Source organism: sulfur-oxidizing endosymbiont of Gigantopelta aegis, from assembly GCF_016097415.1.
Taxonomy (GTDB): Bacteria; Pseudomonadota; Gammaproteobacteria; order GRL18; family GRL18; genus GRL18.
Genome location: NZ_JAEHGE010000002.1, coordinates 225,888 through 247,525, shown reverse-complemented (window position 1 = coordinate 247,525; position 21,638 = coordinate 225,888). Strand labels below are relative to the sequence as shown.

Genomic DNA, 21,638 nt, shown 5'->3' with positions numbered 1-21,638 from the left:
AATGTTGTATGAATGACCTCCAGAGTTAATGCTTTTTTTGTTCATCATATATGATTACTACGGATGACATAACCGATCCAGTAAATCTAAGATATAGCATCGGTAATAAAATTTGTGCATATTCACCTGTTATCGACCAATTTTCACCAAAAACAAATGAAAAAAGATCTTTAGAATATATAAAAAAAATTACAAAAAAAGGTAATGACCATACCAGCAATCTAAACATGATTTTTTTAAAAAAAATCATCTCATTTGTATTTTTTTCAACATACAAATGACTCATCTCCTGAAAAAAAACTTGTCCAAATGATCCGGAAACAATATTGATAGGAGTCATTAGAACTCTGTTCATTAATGCATAAAACCCTGTAACAGTATTATAAAAAAAATAACTTATCAGAAAAAATGGTAATTGTGTCGAAAAAACATTCAACAAAGCATGCAACGAATTTATTTTTGGAAACTCATTATATCTTCTCATCAAAGCAAGTAATTTTAATTTTCTTGTTTTATTAAAAGATAAATTTATATTTTTAAAAACCACCTTTCCTAACAATAAAACAACTACACTTCGACCAATCACACTTCCTAAAATGAGACCACCACTACCCCACCCCAAAGCCCCCAGGCCAAGATTGGTTGTAGCAGTTGTAGAACTTTGAATTACATTGTTAATTGCTAATCGTTTATATTCTTTATTTCTATTATTCCAACATATTAAATTTTGATACACTCCATTTAAAAAAATAGCCAATGGTATAAAATAGAGCCAATTTTTAAGTTCTGGATTGCCGATTAATTTTATTATTTTCTCGTCAAATTTAAATACAATAAGAACGAGCATAAAGCTAACAAAAAAACTAATCAAAATTGACATTATAAGTATATTATTAGCATCTTCTGTTTTTTTTGGTAATAATATAGCTAATTCATATCGTCCTGTTACTACTGTTGATATGACCGTGACTATGCTTAAGTAAAGAGCAAATATTCCAAATTCATCTGGTGTATAAATCCGCGTCAATATTGGACTAATTGCAATTGGTAACGCCTGAGCAATGCTCGACCCAGCCATTAATGTTAAAACATTTTTAAAAAACATTAGATTTACTTTACCTAATTTAATACTTTCAAGATTAACAGCCATCTAGAAATTTGAATTTTGCAAATTCAGAAAAAATATGAGTTTATAATACTTATTGAAAAGTAAGCCTCCTTTTAAAAACCCCTTCGAGTCCTCATGACAGCACTGTATTTCTTTAACCAAATTATCATTACCAAATAATTAATGAGTTCAATGAGTATTATTTCACGATTCTAACTAAAATAGATTTAATGAACTATGGCTTTGCACTGAGTATGTTCATTATGTCTTTATCACGCCTCATGAAAAATCAGTTAAAAATCGTTAACAAAATAGGCACAAGGGGAAATAATCCAGTAAGGGTATTATTTACTGGCAGATAACATGAGCAATTCTTTCCTGTTCTGTTTCAGTGACATATGGATTCATGGGCAAACTCACAACCTCTTTTACAACTTTTTCTGCAATTTTCAAACTCGTTTTCTGATTTAAATATTGGAAGCATTTTTGTTGATGCAAAGGCATAGGATAATGAATGGCAGTTGGTATCCCGTGTTGTTTGAGTTTTTCTTGAAGGTTATCACGCTCAGGTGTCCTTATTGTATATTGCGCCCAAACTGAGGTTCTATCATTTTTAATCATTGGTATGATTAATGACGATGTTTGCACACTTAATTTTTTACAATAAGATTCAGCTACGTTTTGGCGTAGCGTTATTTCCTTTGCATAAAGTGGCAGTTTAACTAATAATACAGCAGCCTGAAGGGTGTCAAATCTCCCCCCCATCCCAATGTATTGATGATGATAGCGTTTACTCTGACCATGTATACGTAATTTTTTTATTTTTTCTGCATAATCATCATTATTAGTAAATACGGCACCACCATCTCCATAGCAACCTAGCGGTTTAGCTGGAAAAAAACTAGTCGTATAAATATCACAGTGATGTACTTCCATTTGTTTTTTGTAAGTAGCACCAAAGGATTGTGCACCATCTATAATGACTTTTAAATTATATTTTTTTGCAATCCCATTGATTTCGTCCATGTCTGATGGTTGTCCATAGATACTGACGGGCATAATGGCTTTGGTTTTATCAGTAATAGCCGCTACAATTTTTGTAGCATCAATATTAAGTGTGTCTTCTTCAATATCAATAAAAACTGGAATAGCTTTCATTAGGGCAATCGTTTCTGCCGTAGCAATAAAAGTAAAAGGAGTGGTTATAATTTCATCTCCAGGACGAACATCCATAGCCATCATAGCAAGTAATAACGCATCTGTACCGCTGGAGCAGGTAATTGCATGCTTGGCTTGGGTGAACTCCTGTAGTTCACTTTCCAATTGTATGATTTTATCACCCATAATAAATGATGTTGCATTTAATACATCATCCATTTGTTTTGCTATCTGTGGTTGAAGATCATAGTACTGTTTTTTTAGATTAGCAAAATCGATTTTTTGTGTTTGTTTTTTAACTTGAGCCAAAAAAATTTGAGGTGTTATAGCAACATTCTGATACTTTGCTAACATAGCTTTATCTCTTGTAACGACTTGCGCATCAATTGCGTTTGCAGAAGCTATTATCTGGGAGTTTTCTATATCATCATAGTCAAAAACAATATAAGAAGGTGTACTTGCGAGTTTAAAGTACTTGAGGATTTCTTTTATCATCTCAATGATAATAATTTTTCTTTCTTTAAAGGTAAATTCTGGTTTTTCTCTTTTTAACACGCCATGTTTTAAAAATTCAATATTAGAAATCGCTGAGGTTGATATATAAGGGTAAACATCATCTCGTTCCAATGCCAGTTCATAAGCTTTAATTGACTCAGGATATTTCTTACGCCTTGTTATACTGTAATAATCAAGAACGATGTTAATATCAAAAAGAATTTTTTTCATTCAAATAATCTATATAGGCATTGGATAATTCATCATCATCAGTTTCTGGGGTTTCATGGGTCATAATTAACTTCCGCCAATGTTGTTTCAGATACTCTTCAGAATACCCCCTCACATGTAAACTTTGCTCTGATGTTCGTTTAATCATTATTCCACTATTTTTAAATTCATCCAGAAAAGAAAGTTTTTTTACAGGGTGTTCATCATTGATATCAATTAATATTTGCATGTTTCACCTCGTTTATCTTCGAATACCATAATTCAAATAGCGGTCAAGTTATCATTTTTCAGTCGATATATTTTACCGCTGTGTGGGCAACGTATTTGTGCCTCACCTATTAACGGAAGTTCCAATTGCTCACCATATTCACTCATCCAACCAATTTGTCTTGCGGGCACACCAACCATCAGCGCATAATTCAAGACATCTTTATTCACCACAGCACCAGCACCAATGAATGCATATTCACCAATAATTACACCGCATACGATAGTACAATTTGCGCCTAAAGTTGCACCTCTTTTGACCAAGGTTTCTCTATACTCTAACTTTCTTTTAATCGCTGCACGTGGATTATAAACATTAGTAAAAACCATACTCGGTCCACAAAAAACATTTTCTTCTAATGTTACGTTATCATAAACAGAGACATTATTTTGTATTTTTACATTATTGCCAATCTTTACTTGACTCCCTATAAAAACATTTTGCCCTAATGAACAATGCTTCCCAATTTCAGCCCCAGCACTAACATGCACCCAGTGCCAGATTCGTGTTTGCTTGCCAATTCGAGCACCATCGTCAATAATTGCGCTAGGATGAGAAAAATAGTCCATTGTTATTAGCTAATATTCCAAAGGTAAAGACACTTTTTTTCCATCCCTAGCCGAAAGATAAGATGCTATTAATAATTCCAACGATCTTAAACCTTCTCTTCCATCAGTTTCGGCTCTTGCACCACCATTCAGGGTATCCACTACATTTTTATAATAGAGTGGATGTCCAAAGCCGTAAACGGATGTCGTTTCATAGCTGGCTTCTTTGACTTTTTTATCATCCGGATCTGACTCTTCAAAATCCCAGCGCTCAATTTCATTAACGGCGACTCCCCCCACTTTAACGGTTCCTTTTTCACCAATAATCGTAATTGAACCTTCCAGATTTTGGGGGTAAGTTAGCATAGTCACACTGACCGAACCCAATGCCCCCGAACGCCATTTAATATTCATCACAGCAGTATCTTCAACTTCAATATCTCTTGCCAGAGTTCCTATCATTGATTGCACGCTTTTTACCGGACCAATTAACCAATCCAGTAAGTCAATATAATGGCTCGCCTGATTCATTAAAGCCCCACCATCAAACTCCCAGGTTCCTCTCCATTTTGCCTGATCATAGTATTCTTGGGGTCGAGTCCAAAAAACATTGACTTGAACCATATAAATTTTCCCAAAGCGCTTTTTTGTTATTGCCTTCTTCAGTAACTGTAGGGTTGAATTGCGGCGATTTTGCTTAACCACAAAAAGTTCTACACCAGCAACATCACAAGCTTTCACCATATTCAAACCATCTTGCCATCGGGTTGCCATTGGTTTTTCTGTCATAACATGTCGTCCAGATTCTGCACAAAGAATTGTTTGACAAGCATGTAATCCACTGGGTGTACATAGAATAATTAATTGCGCATCATTATTTGCCAATAGCTCAGCTAGCGTTTTAAATGCCATACAATTTTGTTCTAATGCAATCCGCTCTCTAGCTTCCTGGTTAGTATCACAAATAGCCACCAATTCAAGCGAATCCTTATGTTGTTCAATAGCATCAAAATGCTTGAGCGAAATGCGGCCAACGCCAACGATTGCGCATTTAATTTTCTTCATATGCAGTAGCCATTCCTCATATTATTGTTTACCGTGCAATTTAAGCATCAACCCATGTTTATCAAATATAATTACTTCTTTTCATCGTTTAATCAACTATCCAAGGTGATTAGTTTTATAATTTAGACAGACTCTGCAAATTAGGATAGCTTAGAAGTACTTTATATCACGTATATATTCATACATTTTAAAAATTATAGTGCAATACTTGTGATTTTGTTGAAATATATCTCATTTTTACCATTTTCTTTAGAAAAAACAATAATTTTTTGGCTATAATTAAAGTTCGTACTAGAATGTATTAGTATAGTATGTCACTCTTTACTAAATCTTCTTAATAACAGGCAATTATGGTACTCGCACAACAAACAACTCAACTAACCGGTTTGGCACGACAACTCGTCATGCAAAACTTTCTCAATGAGGAAGAAGCTCTGGAGGCTATTCAAGCATCAAAAAAGGAAAAACTTCCTTTTGTTCAATATGTAACCATAAAGAACTTAGTTAAAGCCATTGATATTGCCACAATTGCTTCTACCGAATTTGGCACGCCCATTCTTGATATCAGTGTCATAGAGCTTGATAAGAATACTGTCAGTGTCATTAAAGAAGATTTAATTACTAAGCACCATGCTCTTCCTCTCTATAAAAGAGGAACTCGATTATTTGTTGCTGTTGCAGATCCAACCAATATTGCAGCGCTTGACGAAATCAAGTTTCAATCTGGCTTAAGCACTGAGGCCATACTCGTCGAAGCAGACAAGCTTGAAATTGCCATCACCAAGGCTTTATCTGAAGCAGATGAAGCCATGAACATGTCTGATTTTGATGATGACGACTTAGAAGGGCTTGACTACGAAGATACTGAAAAAGAAGAAAACAGTGCAGGTGATGGTAAAGATGATGCACCTGTTGTCAAATTTGTTAATAAAATTTTATTGGATGCAATCAATAAGGGTGCTTCCGATATTCATTTTGAGCCCTATGAGAAATTTTTTCGGGTACGCTTAAGAATAGATGGCATTCTTGAAGAAGTCGCCAAACCACCTGTTAGTCTAACACCTCGTATTCTGGCCCGTATTAAAGTGTTATCACGATTAGATATTTCAGAACGCCGAATCCCTCAGGATGGCCGTATGCGCATGAAAATATCCAAAAGCCGAGCCATCGATTTTCGTGTCAGTACCTGCCCAACCTTATTCGGTGAAAAAGCGGTTTTACGAATACTGGATCCCAGTAGCGCTCAATTAGGTATCGATGCGCTGGGCTATGAAAAGTTTCAAAAAGAACTTTACATGGATGCATTATCAAAGCCTCAAGGTATGATTTTGGTCACTGGACCAACCGGGTCTGGTAAAACAGTTTCCCTCTACACTGGACTCAATATATTAAATACTGAAGGGGTCAATATATCAACCGCTGAAGATCCTGCTGAAATCAATTTACCTGGCGTCAACCAGGTTAACGTCAACCCCAAAACAGGGCTTACTTTTGCTGCGGCATTACGCTCTTTTCTTCGCCAAGATCCCGATATTGTCATGGTTGGGGAAATTCGAGATTTAGAAACAGCAGAAATTGCGATTAAGGCCGCTCAAACAGGCCATATGGTATTATCAACATTGCACACTAATGATGCCCCCAAACACTGGGACGTTTAATGAATATGGGTGTTCCACCCTACAATATTGCTTCGGCTGTCAGCCTGATTATTGCTCAGCGTTTAGCCCGTCGCTTATGCGACAACTGCAAACAACCGCATGAAGTACCCAAAGAGGCGTTATTAGAAGAAGGCTTTACAGAAGAGAATGTGGAAAATAGCTTTACCGTCTACAAACCGGTTGGTTGCTCCAGTTGTAATGCAGGTTATAAAGGCCGAGTCGGAATTTATCAAGTCATGAAAATTTCTGAAGCAATGGGTAAGATTATCATGGAAGGTGGTAATGCAATGAACCTTGCCGATCAAGCTAAAAAAGAAAAAATTCCTGATCTAAGAGAATCGGGACTAAAGAAAGTGATGGACGGAACCACCAGTTTAGAAGAAATAAACCGGGTAACGAAAGATTAAGAGCTAAAATAAAAATCAAATTTTTTATAATTAAGGATTTATAATGGCGACTAAAGAGAAAGTAGCTCCACTTTTTATTTGGGAGGGTGCTGATAGAAACGGCAATCGAAAAAAAGGTGAAGTACAGGCAAAGAACACTGCTTTAGCCAAGGCTCAGCTTAGGCGTGAGGGAATCAACGTGCTTAAACTTAAGCCCAAGCCCAAGCCATTGTTTGGACTAGGTGGGCCAAAAAGAAAACCTATTACGCCATTAGATATTGCCATTTTCTCACGGCAACTGGCCACTATGATGAAAGCAGGTGTACCGCTGGTACAATCATTTGAAATCGTTGGCAATGGCCATGATAACTTCGCCATGCAAGAAATGATTATGGGACTCAAAGCCGAAGTTGAGGGTGGTAATTCCCTCACTGAAGCATTAAAAAAATACCCTCTACTCTTTGATGATTTATATTGTAACTTAATACAAGCGGGTGAACATGCGGGTATTTTAGATGGTATTTTAGATAAAATTGCGACTTATAAAGAAAAAACTGAAGCACTGAAAGCAAAAATCAAAAAAGCCATGGGCTACCCTATTGCTGTCATCGTAGTTGCTATTGTTGTGGTAACCATTTTATTGCTTTTTGTCATTCCAGTATTTGACGATATGTTCAGTGGTTTTGGTGCAGCTCTCCCTGCTCCTACACAACTGGTGGTTGACCTTTCTAAATTTTTGCAAGAATGGTGGTGGGCACTCTTTGGATCTATCGGTATTGCTCTCTATGTCTTCTTTTATTTCAAAAAACGTTCTAAAAAGATGCGTGAGTTTTTAGACCGTTTAATGCTGAAAATGGCAATCATTGGCCCTATTATGGAAAAAGCAGCTATAGCTCGCTACGCCCGCACCTTGCAAACCATGTTTGCGGCAGGCACACCATTAGTTGAAGCCTTGGGCTCAGTGTCTGGTGCAGTGGGTAACATCGTCTTTAGTAAAGCGGTTGATCAAATACAGCAAGAAGTGTCAACCGGTACACAATTAAATAAAGCAATGACCAACACTGGTGTATTTCCTAATATGGTTATCCAAATGACTGCAATTGGTGAAGAAGCGGGTGCGCTTGATACGATGCTAGGCAAAGTAGCTGATTTCTATGAAGACGAAGTGGATAACCTAGTTGATGGCCTTACCAGTCTTATGGAACCCATTATTATGTCGGTTTTAGGTGTCATTATTGGTGGTATTGTTGTTGCCATGTACTTGCCGATCTTCCAAATGGGTCAAGTCGTCTAAAATTTTATGAATATTTTTGTATATTTTGAGTCAAATCCTGAGTTTTTTCTTTTTTCAGTATTTTTACTCAGTTTATTGGTGGGGAGTTTTTTAAATGTGGTTATTTACCGCATTCCCATCATGTTGAAACGAGAATGGAAAGCGGATTGCATTGGCTTCCTCTCTGATGAGCTCGATCAGAAAGAGTTTAATCCTGAGCAATATGCACATCATATAAATGAAGAAACGTTTAACCTATCCGTTCCGCGTTCTCGATGCCCGTCCTGTGGGCATAAAATTACAGCCTTAGAAAACATACCGGTATTATCATGGCTGTTTTTAAAAGCTAAATGCTCTCAATGCCAGTCCAGTATCTCCATTCGCTATCCTATTATTGAGTTATCTACGGCACTGTTGTCTGTGCTAGTCGCTTATTATTTTGGTGTTCAATGGTACACCCTGGCACTCTTAGTGCTAACTTGGACGCTCATAGCGCTATCAATGATCGATTTTGACACCCAATTACTCCCTGATAATATTACTCTCCCTATACTCTGGCTGGGGATTTTACTCAGCGTACTGGGTATTTCAAGCATATCTTTGATGACCAGTGTTATCGGAGCAATAGCGGGGTATCTAATCCTTTGGTTTGTCTCACAAATATTCAAGTTAGTCACAAAAAAAGATGGCATGGGTGGTGGCGACCTTAAATTGCTCGCACTGTTAGGCGCTTGGCTTGGCTGGCAGGCATTACCCCTAATTCTATTTTTATCCGCCTTTGTAGGTGCAATTGTTGGCATTTCTCTCATTATCTTTCTAGGGAGAGATAAAAACATCCCGATACCCTTTGGCCCCTATCTCGCCTCAGCAGGTTTTATTAGTTTGCTATGGGGTGAACAAATTAAACAGTTTTACTTTAATCTCGCGGGCATATAATGCTAAGCATTGCTCTGACAGGCGGTATTGGCTGTGGTAAAAGCGCAAGCACTCAATTATTTTATCAGCTAGCATCAAAGCCCACTTCACTCTGCAAGCTAGAAATTATTGATGCTGATATCATTGCCCGGCATCTATTATCGGGCTCACTTGATGAGAATTACTCACAAAGTCTCTCATATTCTGCTCTGAAAGAGGTGCAGCAACTATTTGGCTCAGAAATATTTGATAATAAAGGCTACTTGCAACGCGATAAGCTACGCTCTCTTATTTTTTCATCCAAAGAAAAAAAAGACCAGCTTGAATCACTATTACATCCTTTAGTTTATCAAGCTATTTTTAGTCAAATGTCGGAGATTATCGCTCGAAACAACTTACCAGATAACAACAAACCATGTGATATTGTCATCGTGGCTATACCTTTGCTTTTTGAAACCCTGGATCAAGCAATAATAGCAAAGCATTTTGATCGAGTTTTACTGATTGATGTACCCACTGAAATACAAGTTGAGCGGAGTAGCCAACGTGATAATAATTCTGCAGAGCAAATAAGAAGCATCATTAACAACCAAATAGACCGTCAAACCCGTCTTAAGCAAGCTGATGATATTATTGACAATTCAGGTACACACACCGACTTATACGAAAAAATAGACGAACTTTGGCAAGCTTATTGTCATTTAGCCAAGCAATGATAAGCCAAGTACCTCACAGCTTGAAAAATCTTTGTTGCAACCATGAGCAAGATATTGGACAATGACAGCAATAACATTTAGACCCGTATAGGAAGTATTTAACAACGTGACAGACTCCACTATTTACGAGCTTCCCCTTAACGAACGAATACGCACATTATTGCGCCTCGAGTTTTTGTTCCAGCAAGCAAGGTATTCCATGAGGGGTTATTCTGTCTGGGATAGTCGTGCGACCATTAGCCATATTCTCGACATTATGAATATCATGAGCCGTATTGATTTACGCTCCGAGCTCGTCAAAGAATTAGAGCGTCAGACTGCGGCCTTATTAGCCATCAGCTCTCGCCCGGGTGTTGACCCGTCTATTTTAGAAGATACTCTAAAAAAGCTAGACACTTATACTCGCAACCTTAAATCTGCTCAGAACCATTCCAGCAATGATTTAAGCAATAACGAATTACTCAAGGTCATTCGTCAACGCGATTCAATTCCCGGTGGCAGTTGTGATTTTGATATTCCAATTTATCATTTTTGGCTTAAACAGCAACCCGAACAACGCATTGAAATTCTTGAGTCCTGGCTGGGACAATTAGACAATTACCGCCTGTCCATTGGTGTTATCTTAAACTTATTACGTGAAAGTGCCATTAATTCCCCCGTACTTGCAGAACAGGGCTTTTATCAGCAATCACTGGATACTAGCGTGCCATTTCAACTAATACGCGTCATAGTCCCAATTGAAGCGACTTATTATGCCGAGATGAGCGGTGGTAAGCATCGTTTTAGTGTGCGTTTTATGACACCAGCCAACGGTGAACGCCCTAGCCCCTGCACATCGGATATTGATTTTCAGTTATCTTGTTGCGCACTATAATCCGAAAACACTTATTCAAATTCTTGTCAAATAAGGCCTATGAAAAAACTCATCGTAAAATGTCCCAACTGTGCCAAACAACATGATTATTATCAGTCTAAACCCTGGAGTCCTTTTTGCTCTGAGCGTTGCCACATGATCGATTTGGGTGCTTGGGCTAGCGAAGAACATCGTATCAAGGGTGAACCGATAACAAATTCTGAACAAATGTCAGAATTTATCGACACCAGTCAGTCCGATAACTTATTGAATTAAATGACAGGGGAATTCGGCGCGGTATTGTTTTTTGCTTGATTTAAGGTTAACCGTAGCAAAACAATCACGACTATTCTCAGGCAGTGACACTTTTAGTCTTGCCTGCCAATTTTCTGGAACCACCTGATTGCTGGACTTATCCGCTACAAATGCAATCCGCTGGGCCTCTTCATCACTATCCAGTAGCTCAAATACCACCGCTAGCGATTCAATGCCTTCGAAGTCAAAACCCACTGCATTTAAACTCAAGGTTAAATCTAGCTCCCCAGACTGTTTATTGATAGGCATGCTTTGTTTAATTGCCAAGCTAATTCTTTGAAAATCACCCTCATTGATAATTGAAGCGCTACAAATGCTAGCAACGGGATTACACTGTTGATTCACCCCTAATTTAACGATTTTATCAGAATTTTCATCTAAAAAATCAGCAAAATCTTGCACAAAAATTAACGCTAAAATAATAATCAAACTCATTATCAGTAAACGAATATATTTATTGTTCAATGCTTCTCTACCCTTTTAATTGCCATTTTTTATTGCCACAAGCTACGAATCGCTGCAATCCCCTGCCCACCAACCTCTTGCGCTTGAGAAACATCATCAGACCTCATTCCCCCTAGCGCATAGACAGGCATTTCAGCCATTGTGACCAAAGACTCAAATGCTTCCCAGCCCATTGCTTCTTGTTCTGGATGGGATTCTGTCTGTTGTACGGGAGACAAAACAATAAAATCTATCCCCAGTTTATTGGCCTGAATAATATCCTTTTCACTATGGCAAGAAGCCGCTATTTTCTTGTTTGAAAAACGTTGTCGATAGTTTGTAACAAAAGTATCGTCATACAGGTGACGACTATTGAGATGAATACCTGCTGCCAACGCCATTTGTTGCCATTTTCTCTCACTTAGATCAAACGTTTCTTCTGATAGCCTATCTTGCAGCATAGAGGAATTAAGCAGTAACAGCGCGTTTTTTTGTTCAGAGATACGACAGAGTTGTTGGTAGAGTGTCTGTGAGCTTGACTCATTTTGTATTAACGAATCAGCTAGCTTATGTGAAGGCAGGCGAAGTTGCACTAAGGGATTTTCTGCTACTTTTTGAGAAAAACGCTTGATGAACTGCTTAATTTCTTCCTGCTCTACACTCTCCATTCCAGCAGAGCAATCCGGGGTTATTAAATACTGTTCAGGTAAATTCAAAGCATTTAGAATAGCCTGATTTGCTGCGGGGAACTGGTAATCATCCAATTTTCTAAACGGTATCCATTTAACGAGTTGATTTTCCAAGCCATACTGCTTCTTATCTGGATGAGATTCAAAAGAATATTCCTTCCCGGCAAAAGAACTGACTAATCGAGTTTCTAAAACCACACTTTTATCTGGATAATGATATTCAAGTTTGATCAGCGGTCGGCTATCTTTTATTCGTAAGCCCAACTCTTCCTGAATTTCTCTATACAGTGCTTCAACAATGCTTTCACCCGCTTCAACTTTACCACCGGGAAACTCCCAAAGCCCTCCCTGATGCGCATCATCTGCTCGTTTTGCAATGAGTACATGGGCATCTTTAACAATCACAGCAACCGCAACATGAACAACTTTACTCACTATTAAGTCCGATATTCAGCATTAATTTTTACATAATCATAGGAGAGATCACAGGTCCAAATCTGAGTTTCACATTGACCCCGATGTAAATCAACCAACACCGTAATTTCGTCCTGATCCATCACCTTTTGACCACGCGCTTCGGTATAGTCATCCGCCCGACCACCCTGACGTACCAGGCACACATCATCCAGATAAATTTCCAGAGCATCAATATCAAGCTCACTGACACCGGCACGACCCACAGCAGCTAAAATCCGTCCCCAATTAGGATCACTGGCAAAAAAAGCAGTTTTCACTAAGGGTGAATGAGCGATGGTATAAGCCACATCACTGCACTCATCAATAGAAGCACCGGATTTCACTTGAATATTAATGAGCTTGGTTGCTCCCTCACCATCCAATACGATTGCTTTGGCCAGTTGTTCTAGTACTGATGTTATTGCATCCAACAGTACTGGATAATCAGGGTGATCTTCACTATCAATCGCATTAGACATTGCCTTGCCTGTCGCCACTAACATGCACGAGTCATTGGTTGAGGTATCACCATCAACCGTGATCCGGTTAAAAGAATGATCGGCACCATGCTTTAATATTTTCTCTAATACCCTTTGTTCAATCGCCGCATCTGTTGCCACGAAGCCCAGCATCGTCGCCATATCGGGACGGATCATACCTGAACCTTTAGATATCCCCGTAATGGTCAGCCATTCATCATGCAATTTTAGCTGTACTGATGCACCTTTAGTACAGGTATCCGTTGTCAAAATACCTTCAGCCGCAGCCTGCCATCCTTGTTCAGATAAATCCTCTAAAGCATCTGGTAAGGCTGCAATAATTTTATCAACTGGCAGTGTTTCACCAATCACCCCCGTAGAAAAGGGCAATACACTATTTTGCTCACGACTTGTGAGTTCACCCAAGTGCTGACAAGTACTTAAGGCATCTTTCATTCCTTGTTCACCCGTTCCAGCATTGGCATTACCCGTATTGATCACAAAGTATTGAACAGCCTGATTGCCATTTTCATCACTCTGAGTCTCTGATAAATGCTTTTTACATACATGAACCGGCGCAGCACAAAAGGCATTTTGGGTAAATACACCAGTAACATTTGCGGACGAATCAAAGGCCATTAAGACTACATCTTTACGATCTTTAACTTTGATTCCAGCACAGGCCGTGCCTAATTTAAATCCTGCAATAGGGTGCATTTCAGGAAGTTTATTTTCGATTGCCATCGTTTTACCTTTTTATTATCCTAAAATAATCAGTTGAATCGTAGCGAGAGCGACTTAGGTGCTGAAGATTAAGGGGTTTACAGGTTATTTTGGCTTTATTCGTAGTCACCCTAAGGGTGAAGTCAAAATGTTCTGGAAAATCCTTAAGATTCAGTGCATAAGGCGGTCGCAGTAGGTTCAACTGATTTTTTTAGGATTGTTTACCAGTCAAAAAAAATGCCCACAATTTGCGGGCATTTTTTAATCAGAAGATTATTTTATCAGCTGAGCTTGCCACAACACTGCTTATATTTCTTGCCTGAACCACAAGGACAAGGCTGATTTCGTCCTACTTTTTGCCCATCACGAACAAAGGGCTTAGATTTATCTTCAGCATCCGAAGTCTCTTCCTCAGCAGCACCTTCATCCCCCAAAGAATTCATCCCATCATGCTGAAATTCCATTTCTGGTTGCTCATGGTTTTCAAATTCACTTAAATCCGGTTCTTCTCGAATATGCATCTGACTCAAACGAGCAATCACATCATATTTTACCCGATCTAATAGATCGGTAAACAATTCAAATGATTCCCGCTTATATTCCTGCTTAGGATTTTTTTGTGCATAACCGCGCAGGCCAATACCCTTGCGCAGATAGTCCATAGCAGCCAAATGTTCTTTCCACAAACTATCCAGTACTTCTAACATGACACCTTTTTCAACACGGCGCATCATCTCGGCACCGATAAGCTCTTCCTTTTGTGCCATGGCATCAACAATTTCTTGTTCGATGCGTTGCCTTAAAGGCTCTTCATGCAAATCATCATCATCTTTCAGCCATTCTGCGACCGGTAATTCGATTAAAAATTCAGTTTTTAAGCCGTCTTCCAAGCCCGGCACATCCCATTGTTCTTCAATGCTTTCAGGCGGAATATAAGTATCGATAAATTGAGCGATAACATCACCACGAATATCGGTAATAAGCTCAGAGATGTCTTCCATCGCCATTAATTCATTACGTTGCTCATAGATCACTTTACGCTGATCATTGGCGACATCATCATATTCCAGCAATTGCTTACGAATATCGAAGTTATGACCTTCAACCTTGCGTTGCGCATTTTCAATGGAACGTGTCACCCATTTATGTTCAATGGCCTCACCTTTTTCCATGCCTAATTTACGCATCAAGCCAGCCATTTTATCGGAAGCAAAAATACGCATTAAGTTATCGTCAAGAGACAAGTAAAAGCGCGATGAACCCGGATCGCCCTGACGACCGGAACGCCCTCTTAACTGGTTATCAATACGGCGTGATTCGTGACGTTCGGTACCAATAATGTGCAAGCCACCATTTTTTAGCACTTGCTCATGGGCTTCTTTCCATTCCGCACGCATTTTCTGGATGGTCGCATCATCGGGATTATCCAGCTTATTGATTTCAGCATCAATATTACCACCCAATACAATATCCGTACCACGACCGGCCATATTGGTTGCAATCGTGATAGACCCAGCCTGTCCAGCCTGAGCAATAATATCCGCTTCACGAGCATGTTGCTTGGCATTTAGCACTTCATGCTTAATCTTAGCCTTGCTCAATGCTTCAGACAATAACTCTGAGACTTCAATCGAGGCCGTACCGACTAACGCTGGCTGCCCCCGTTCCTGACAGTCTTTAATGTCTTCGATAATAGCATCAAACTTTTCGTCCTGAGTCAGGAAGATTAAATCACCATGATCCTTACGTTGCATGGGATTATTAGTAGGTAACACAATGACTTCAAGGTGATAAATCTCATGAAACTCAAACGCTTCTGTATCTGCCGTACCGGTCATACCCGATAATTTATTATATAAACGGAACAGGTTCTGGAAGGTTATCGATGCTAAAGTCTGATTTTCAACCTGAATTTCAACACCTTCTTTGGCTTCAACCGCCTGATGCAAACCATCAGACCAACGCCTACCGGGCATAGTACGTCCAGTAAACTCATCAACAATGACCACTTCGCCATTACTGACAATATAATCCACATTGACAGTGAACAAACTATGTGCTCGCAGAGCCGCATTAATATGGTGCATCAAAATAATATTCGAGGGGTCGTAGAGGCTTTCATTTTCCTGAATCAGACCTTCTTCAACAAGCAACTCTTCAACGTGCTGATGCCCCTCATTAGACAACAAGACTTGCTTGTCTTTTTCATTGACCGTGTAATCACCTTCCGGCTCTTCAGTCTGTTCATCCAATGATTCAACAACTGGTGCTTGCTGAACCAGTTTGGGAATCAATTTGTTTACCCGCTGATAAACATCAGAATTATCTTCCGCTGGTCCGGAAATAATCAATGGCGTACGTGCCTCATCGATTAAAATCGAATCAACTTCATCCACAATTGCAAAATTTAGCCCACGTTGTACTTTATCTTCACTAGAAAAAGCCATATTATCGCGCAGATAATCAAAGCCAAATTCATTATTAGTACCATAGGTAATATCAGCAGCATAGGCAGCGCGTTTTTCATCGCCATCCATGCCGGATAAAATAGTCCCTACACTGAGGCCAATAAAGTTATACAGCTTACCCATCCACTTGGCATCACGTTCGGCTAAGTAATCATTGACCGTAACAACATGTACCCCTTCGCCACTGAGGGCATTGAGATATACCGCCAATGTCGCCATGAGGGTTTTACCCTCACCAGTACGCATTTCAGCAATTTTGCCTTCATTTAGGACCATGGCACCAACCAACTGCACATCAAAATGGCGCATTTCCATGACACGGCGACTGGCTTCTCTAACCACAGCAAAAGCTTCGGGCAAAATATCTTCCAATGTTTTACCCTCTATAAGCTGCTGTTTCAGCTCAAGAGTCTTTGCTTTAATGTCTTCATCTGTCAACGCTTGCATTGCCTCTTCAAAGGCATTGACATCGACAGTTAATTTAGAATAACGTTTTATTTCCCGGTCATTGCGACTACCGAAAATTTTCCTGAATAATTTTGCAACCATATTTTTATAAACACTTATTGTCAGATAGAGTATAGGTTAAGGATTATTACTGTAAAAATCCCTATCCTGTTTAAAATTTTTGAACTACATAGCATAGCACAAACCCAAAGATTAATATGGGTATAATGCTATATATGGGGATAAAATGTGGGAATTATAGGGGATATAAAGAGAACCTTTAGAAGAAATATCTCAAGGTCACTTTTAGACTTACTCATTTAAAAACAAGCATCACGTAACACAAACTATGACAAAACTTACGTACTTTTATACCCAATTGAGCTACTGACTTAACATTTATCGAGTTAATGCAGTTATATTCATAGCGTTTGCACATAAAAATGGAGTTATCTCAATGAAGAAATTTTACTCCTATATTAAGGTGCCATGAACAATTACTCTAAATAGTCTTAATGTAAAAAATTCTGACACTCAACGTTATAAACAAAATTAGGGGAATTCATTCGTAGTGATTCAATAGTTTGATGTCAGATAAATCCTAATTAATTACTCATTAAACACAACAATAATGACACGCTATAGTTTATTCTTAGTTTTATTACTATTATTTTTAGTATTGTCAGCTTTTTTTACACCTTGTTATTCAACAAAGATTGCCCAGAATCAAAACAAACAATTAACACCTAACAATCAACAAGTTAAGGGTTTCGGTCTAAAAAATGCATACAAACTCCGAAGAAAGAGTGCAAGGAAAGTGAACTTTCATACAATGGTTCACTTATTTTTTATCAACATTTTTATTAGTCAAGGGAATTTTTAATGAAATTTAAAAAACTAGCTACATTAACGATGAGTACCGCTATCCTAGCGGGCACAACCGGAATGGCACAAGCCAGCCATTTCAGAGGCGCAGCTATGATACCAACCATTACAAATGGTATCCTAACTGTTGAGTCAACTTCTTTTTGGAGAAAAGGAGCCTCAAATACTGTGAGTCCTACAATCGCAGGCGTTGGCACTATGTCAACAATTTCCGATACTACAGACACAACCGATAGTCGCTATGACATCCGTAATACCGTCAGCACATATGATGTAAGCAATGTTGGCGCACAAACATTAGACCTATCATGGGGCTCTTGTTGTCGTGTTAGAGGCATTAACAACTGGACCGGCAATAGCTCCGTCAGTTGGACAATGAATTCATCCATTGTATGGGATGGCACTAATGATACTGCTCCTATTTTATTTGATTTTAATTCAGTTCAACCTGAAGTTTTACGCGGCAATGCGTATAGCGACAACCTGGGTGCAACAACTGGCAATGCCGGCACAACCTTATCCTACACACAAACATTAAATGGCATTCCTTCACAGCCTCCTGGTTTCACAGTAGATCCTGCAACGGGTGAACTAACAATTGATGCCAGCTCAACTTGATGTGTCAACACTTTTCCGGACAGTTTTCTAAATATTTTTTTGGCTGTTTCAAGTGATTTTTGTCATTTTGTATTTCCTATCATTTTAGTTTCTCATGTTAACTTTAAACAGATGAAGAGAAAGGGCTTTGCCCTCTGGAACGATAGAGCCGTTCCATTCACCCAAGGTATTTTCACAACGGTAATGATCCTGTTACAATATCTTCACGGCACAGGCTGAGGAGTCGATGGCCGTCAACGGTAATATGGGCGGCATTTATGTCGCCTTTTACCCCTCTTCAATCAATCGATTTAAGCTATTTCCTGCTGTATTTCATAATCGACTGGTGACAAATAATCATTAGCCGAATGAAGTCGCTCCCGATTATAAAATACCTCAATATATTCAAATATTGCCTGCTTTGCTTCTACTCTGGTTTTGAATCGACAATGGTGCGTCAATTCAGTTTTCAAACTATGAAAGAAGCTCTCTGATACAGCATTGTCCCAGCAATTTCCTTTGCGGCTCATAGACTGAATTATGTTATGATCCGACAATATTTTTCTATGACTATCAGAGGCATATTGGCTACCTCGGTCAGTATGCCAAAGCAATCCATCCATTGGTTTACGCTTCCATATGGCCATCAGTAAAGCATCATTGACTAGCTTGGCTTTCATTCGCTCATCCATCGACCAGCCAACAATTTGCCTAGAGAATAAGTCAATGACAACCGCTAAATATAACCAGCCTTCCTTGGTGGCAATATAGGTAATATCACCCACATAGTAGCGATCAGGTTGAGAGACAGTAAACTCTCTTTCCAGTAAATTTGGAGATATACGCTTATTATGCTTGGAATTAGTCGTCGCTTTAAAGCGTCTCTTCGTTTTACAAAACAAACCGGCTTTTTTCATTAATCGACCAATTCTCCGGCGGCTTATATGAACGCCTTTTTCAGCCAGTTTTCTTTTAAGACGACGGGTTCCATAAGTCTTGCGACTGTCTTCAAACAGTTTTTTAGCTGCTCAGTAAGCGCTTCATTTTCTTTCTCTCTATCCGTTTTAGGAGAGCTAACCCAATCATAATAGCAACTACGGGAAACATCCATAAAACGGCACAGAATCGTTACCGGGTAATCTTTAGCCTGATCAGTTATCCATGCGTACTTCACAAAGTTTCCCTTGCAAAGTACGCTGTGGCCTTTTTAATAAATCACGCTCCTGAATCACTTTTGCCAATTCTTTTTTCAGACGTTTTACTTCATCATAAATGTGTTCATCACTTCTATTGGCTACCGTCTTCACCGGTTTGGAATATTTACTGATCCAGGTATGTAGAGTATTTACATTAACACCTAGCTCCCTGGCAGTCTGAGAAACGGGTTGATCCGTCTCATTAGCTAATTTGACAGCTGATTCTTTAAATTCTGATGTATAGCTTTTATTCGGTTTTTTTGTTTGATCATTCATTTTAGGTCACACTTTTTATCTTTTAGTTATTTTAAGTTGTGTGTCCGGTTAAGTATAGCCACATTATCCTTCTTAGGTACAGGCGCTAGTTTGGGTGATGTGACATTTGATCCAACCACTCAATTATTCACTTGGGATACAACTGGTTTTGCACCAGGCAGCTATGTTGCCAATATCCGTGCAACTGATGTACCCGGTGGCTTGACTGATGTTGGTCGTATCACCATTAACGTGCTGGCACAACAAACACCACCTCAAGGAATTCCTGAGCCTGCACCTTTAGCAATGATGCTTTTAGGCTTGATTGGTTTAAGATACGCCAAGAAAAGTGTAAAGTAGAAGTCAATTAATTGGTTTCTATTTGATTTAGAACAACAATAGGGGCTATAGATAATCTATAGCCCCTATTTTATGTTGTCGTTTTAGAAGCTGATTTTCATGCGATATAGTCTAAAAAAAGATGATTGGGTATTGTTTTGAATAAACCTATTAGCCGCAATGCAGCTTGCACTTGTGGGAGTGGAAAAAAATTTAAATATTGCTGTGGTAAAGAAAATTCGACACCAAATACATATACAGAAAACATAGCGGAATCATTATCCCTAGGCGCACAAGCCTTGGAAGCAAAAGATTATGCTTTAGCAGAGCCCTATTGCTTAAAAGCTGTCACATTCATGCCATCAAATGCGATCGCTTGCTACCTTTATGCTCTATGTCTTAAACAGCAAAACAAAAAAAATACATCGCTCAAATTTTTTAATAAAGCGCTAAAAAATGGCCTAAAAGATGCGGCTGCGCTTTATCACTATGGTCTATTACTCTTAGAAACAAAAAAACCGGATGAAGCCATAGTACAGCTAAAAAAATCTCTTTCACTCAAAACAAATTTTGCAGAGCCCGCGTTTATACTAGCCAACATTTACTATGAACAATTTAACTTTTTACAGGCAGAAAGATTTTACCAAAAAACACTCTCCATATCACCCAAGCACACTAACGCACTTTTTAATTATGCCCATGTACTTTATCAACAATTCAATTACCCCAAAGCATTGGAATATCTACAGCAATATATTCAAATCATGTCGACTGATCCCAAAGGCTTAGCAGAAATAGCACGGTTATTCGAACAAATGAATGATTTAGAGCAGGCTCATCATTTTGCTGAAAAAACATTAAAGCTTGAACCTGATAACTTAGATGCAACAACCACATTAGTTAAATATTACCGCCGTTCAGGAGAAACAACAAAGGCACTGCAATTATCAGAGTCGCTTAACATAGAAAATTATCCCGAACGGCTACAAGTTCAAGCATGGAATGAGCTTGGACGCATCCAGGAACTAAAGAGTAACTTTGACAACGCTTTTTCTGCTTTCTCTAAAGCTAAAACCTGTTTACTCAATCTTCAAAAATATTTTCCTTATAATGATTTAAACGATTCACTTCAACTCAATCAAACGATAGCAGAACAAACTAAAACTAATCTCATTTTCAATCCAAAAACAACGTCCCGAAAAAGCTATCAAGCTATTTTTATCATTGGCTTTTTCCGTAGTGGCACAACACTCTTAGAAAAAGTATTATCCTCATATCCTGAAGTTGCATCTTTAGGTGAATCCGACTCAATACAGTCAATTGAAAATGATTTTAACCCTGCATTACTTAAAAGATCAGGAAAACAAGAAAGCAAAAAAAACCAGCGTCTGGAGAAATTTCTTGAAGCAAAACGACAGTCTTTATTATCATTTACAAGCAATCAACTAGTCCAATCCGATTATAAATATGTTATTGACAAACAACTGTTTAACCAATTACGCATCCCTCTTATCCATCTCCTTGACCCAAATGCTTTATTTATTCGAGTGATACGACATCCTTTAGATATTGCCATTTCATGTTTTAGCGAAATTTTTTCACAACGCTTTAACTGGTCTTATGACTTAAATACTATATTAGAATATATTATTGAAATGGAAGAAAATTAAT

The 21,638-nt window shown here is 38.5% G+C and carries 17 protein-coding genes and 2 pseudogenes; 9 read left to right on the top strand and 10 right to left on the bottom strand.

What is annotated here, in order from left to right:
- Positions 1-25: 25 nt before the first annotated feature.
- The 5 genes from JEU79_RS23325 to JEU79_RS23305 all read right to left on the bottom strand — a co-directional run bounded on the left by JEU79_RS23325 (position 26) and on the right by JEU79_RS23305 (position 4,873).
- Positions 26-1,150 (bottom strand): lipopolysaccharide biosynthesis protein, encoded by a 1,125-nt coding sequence (locus JEU79_RS23325; protein ID WP_198266329.1) that lies wholly within the window; start codon positions 1,148-1,150, stop codon positions 26-28.
- A gap of 306 nt (positions 1,151-1,456) precedes the next feature.
- Complete coding sequence (locus JEU79_RS23320; protein ID WP_343075026.1) at positions 1,457-2,992, bottom strand: DegT/DnrJ/EryC1/StrS family aminotransferase; 1,536 nt, start codon at positions 2,990-2,992, stop codon at positions 1,457-1,459.
- Positions 2,973-3,221 carry a hypothetical protein gene (locus JEU79_RS23315; RefSeq protein WP_198266328.1) on the bottom strand — a complete coding sequence of 83 codons (249 nt, stop codon included), beginning with the start codon at positions 3,219-3,221 and terminating at the stop codon, positions 2,973-2,975. Before JEU79_RS23315 ends, JEU79_RS23320 begins: the two co-directional genes overlap by 20 nt.
- 32 nt (positions 3,222-3,253) lie before the next feature.
- Entirely contained in the window at positions 3,254-3,829 is a 576-nt protein-coding gene (locus JEU79_RS23310) for an acyltransferase (protein WP_198266327.1), read from the bottom strand.
- A gap of 9 nt (positions 3,830-3,838) precedes the next feature.
- Complete coding sequence (locus JEU79_RS23305) at positions 3,839-4,873, bottom strand: Gfo/Idh/MocA family protein (protein ID WP_198266326.1); 1,035 nt, start codon at positions 4,871-4,873, stop codon at positions 3,839-3,841.
- Between the two features lie 350 nt (positions 4,874-5,223).
- Here JEU79_RS23305 and pilB point away from each other — a divergent pair.
- The 6 genes and pseudogenes from pilB (at position 5,224) to JEU79_RS23275 (ending at position 10,950) form a co-directional block, all read left to right on the top strand.
- Positions 5,224-6,938: pseudogene (pilB, locus tag JEU79_RS23300) on the top strand (type IV-A pilus assembly ATPase PilB).
- Positions 6,939-6,981: 43 nt separating this feature from the next.
- Positions 6,982-8,211 (top strand): type II secretion system F family protein, encoded by a 1,230-nt coding sequence (locus JEU79_RS23295; RefSeq protein ID WP_198266325.1) that lies wholly within the window; start codon positions 6,982-6,984, stop codon positions 8,209-8,211.
- A gap of 6 nt (positions 8,212-8,217) precedes the next feature.
- Positions 8,218-9,126, top strand: a complete 909-nt coding sequence (locus JEU79_RS23290) for a prepilin peptidase (RefSeq protein WP_198266324.1) — start codon at positions 8,218-8,220, stop codon at positions 9,124-9,126.
- Positions 9,126-9,821, top strand: coding sequence for a dephospho-CoA kinase (coaE, locus tag JEU79_RS23285; protein WP_198266323.1), 696 nt, complete (start codon positions 9,126-9,128; stop codon positions 9,819-9,821). The genes JEU79_RS23290 and coaE overlap by 1 nt, the downstream gene beginning before the upstream one ends.
- A 106-nt stretch (positions 9,822-9,927) precedes the next feature.
- Positions 9,928-10,695 (top strand): cell division protein ZapD, encoded by a 768-nt coding sequence (gene zapD, locus JEU79_RS23280; protein ID WP_198266322.1) that lies wholly within the window; start codon positions 9,928-9,930, stop codon positions 10,693-10,695.
- Positions 10,696-10,734: 39 nt separating this feature from the next.
- Positions 10,735-10,950, top strand: coding sequence for a DNA gyrase inhibitor YacG (locus JEU79_RS23275; RefSeq protein WP_198266321.1), 216 nt, complete (start codon positions 10,735-10,737; stop codon positions 10,948-10,950).
- Here JEU79_RS23275 and JEU79_RS23270 read toward each other — a convergent pair.
- The 4 genes from JEU79_RS23270 to secA form a co-directional block, all read right to left on the bottom strand.
- Entirely contained in the window at positions 10,939-11,454 is a 516-nt protein-coding gene (locus JEU79_RS23270) for a hypothetical protein (protein ID WP_198266320.1), read from the bottom strand. The two genes, JEU79_RS23275 and JEU79_RS23270, sit on opposite strands and share 12 nt — an antisense overlap.
- 29 nt (positions 11,455-11,483) lie before the next feature.
- On the bottom strand, positions 11,484-12,557 hold the full coding sequence (locus tag JEU79_RS23265) for a Nudix family hydrolase (protein ID WP_198266319.1): 1,074 nt from the start codon (positions 12,555-12,557) through the stop codon (positions 11,484-11,486).
- Between the two features lie 2 nt (positions 12,558-12,559).
- On the bottom strand, positions 12,560-13,801 hold the full coding sequence (gene argJ / locus JEU79_RS23260) for a bifunctional glutamate N-acetyltransferase/amino-acid acetyltransferase ArgJ (protein WP_198266318.1): 1,242 nt from the start codon (positions 13,799-13,801) through the stop codon (positions 12,560-12,562).
- Positions 13,802-14,061: 260 nt separating this feature from the next.
- Positions 14,062-16,797: a preprotein translocase subunit SecA gene (gene secA, locus JEU79_RS23255; RefSeq protein WP_198266317.1), complete on the bottom strand. Its 2,736-nt coding sequence runs from the start codon at positions 16,795-16,797 to the stop codon at positions 14,062-14,064.
- A 981-nt stretch (positions 16,798-17,778) separates the two neighbouring features.
- Here secA and JEU79_RS23250 point away from each other — a divergent pair.
- Positions 17,779-18,198: a hypothetical protein gene (locus JEU79_RS23250; protein ID WP_198266316.1), complete on the top strand. Its 420-nt coding sequence runs from the start codon at positions 17,779-17,781 to the stop codon at positions 18,196-18,198.
- Positions 18,199-18,488: 290 nt separating this feature from the next.
- On the opposite strand, the pseudogene JEU79_RS23245 reads toward JEU79_RS23250, so the two are convergent.
- A pseudogene (locus JEU79_RS23245) lies at positions 18,489-19,649 on the bottom strand (IS3 family transposase).
- 90 nt (positions 19,650-19,739) lie between these two features.
- On the opposite strand from JEU79_RS23245, the gene JEU79_RS23240 reads away from it, so the two are divergent.
- Both JEU79_RS23240 and JEU79_RS23235 read left to right on the top strand, forming a co-directional pair.
- Positions 19,740-19,988: a PEP-CTERM sorting domain-containing protein gene (locus JEU79_RS23240; protein WP_198266315.1), complete on the top strand. Its 249-nt coding sequence runs from the start codon at positions 19,740-19,742 to the stop codon at positions 19,986-19,988.
- Positions 19,989-20,125: 137 nt separating this feature from the next.
- Complete coding sequence (locus JEU79_RS23235) at positions 20,126-21,637, top strand: sulfotransferase (RefSeq protein ID WP_198266314.1); 1,512 nt, start codon at positions 20,126-20,128, stop codon at positions 21,635-21,637.
- The last annotated feature ends 1 nt before the right edge of the window (position 21,638 follow it).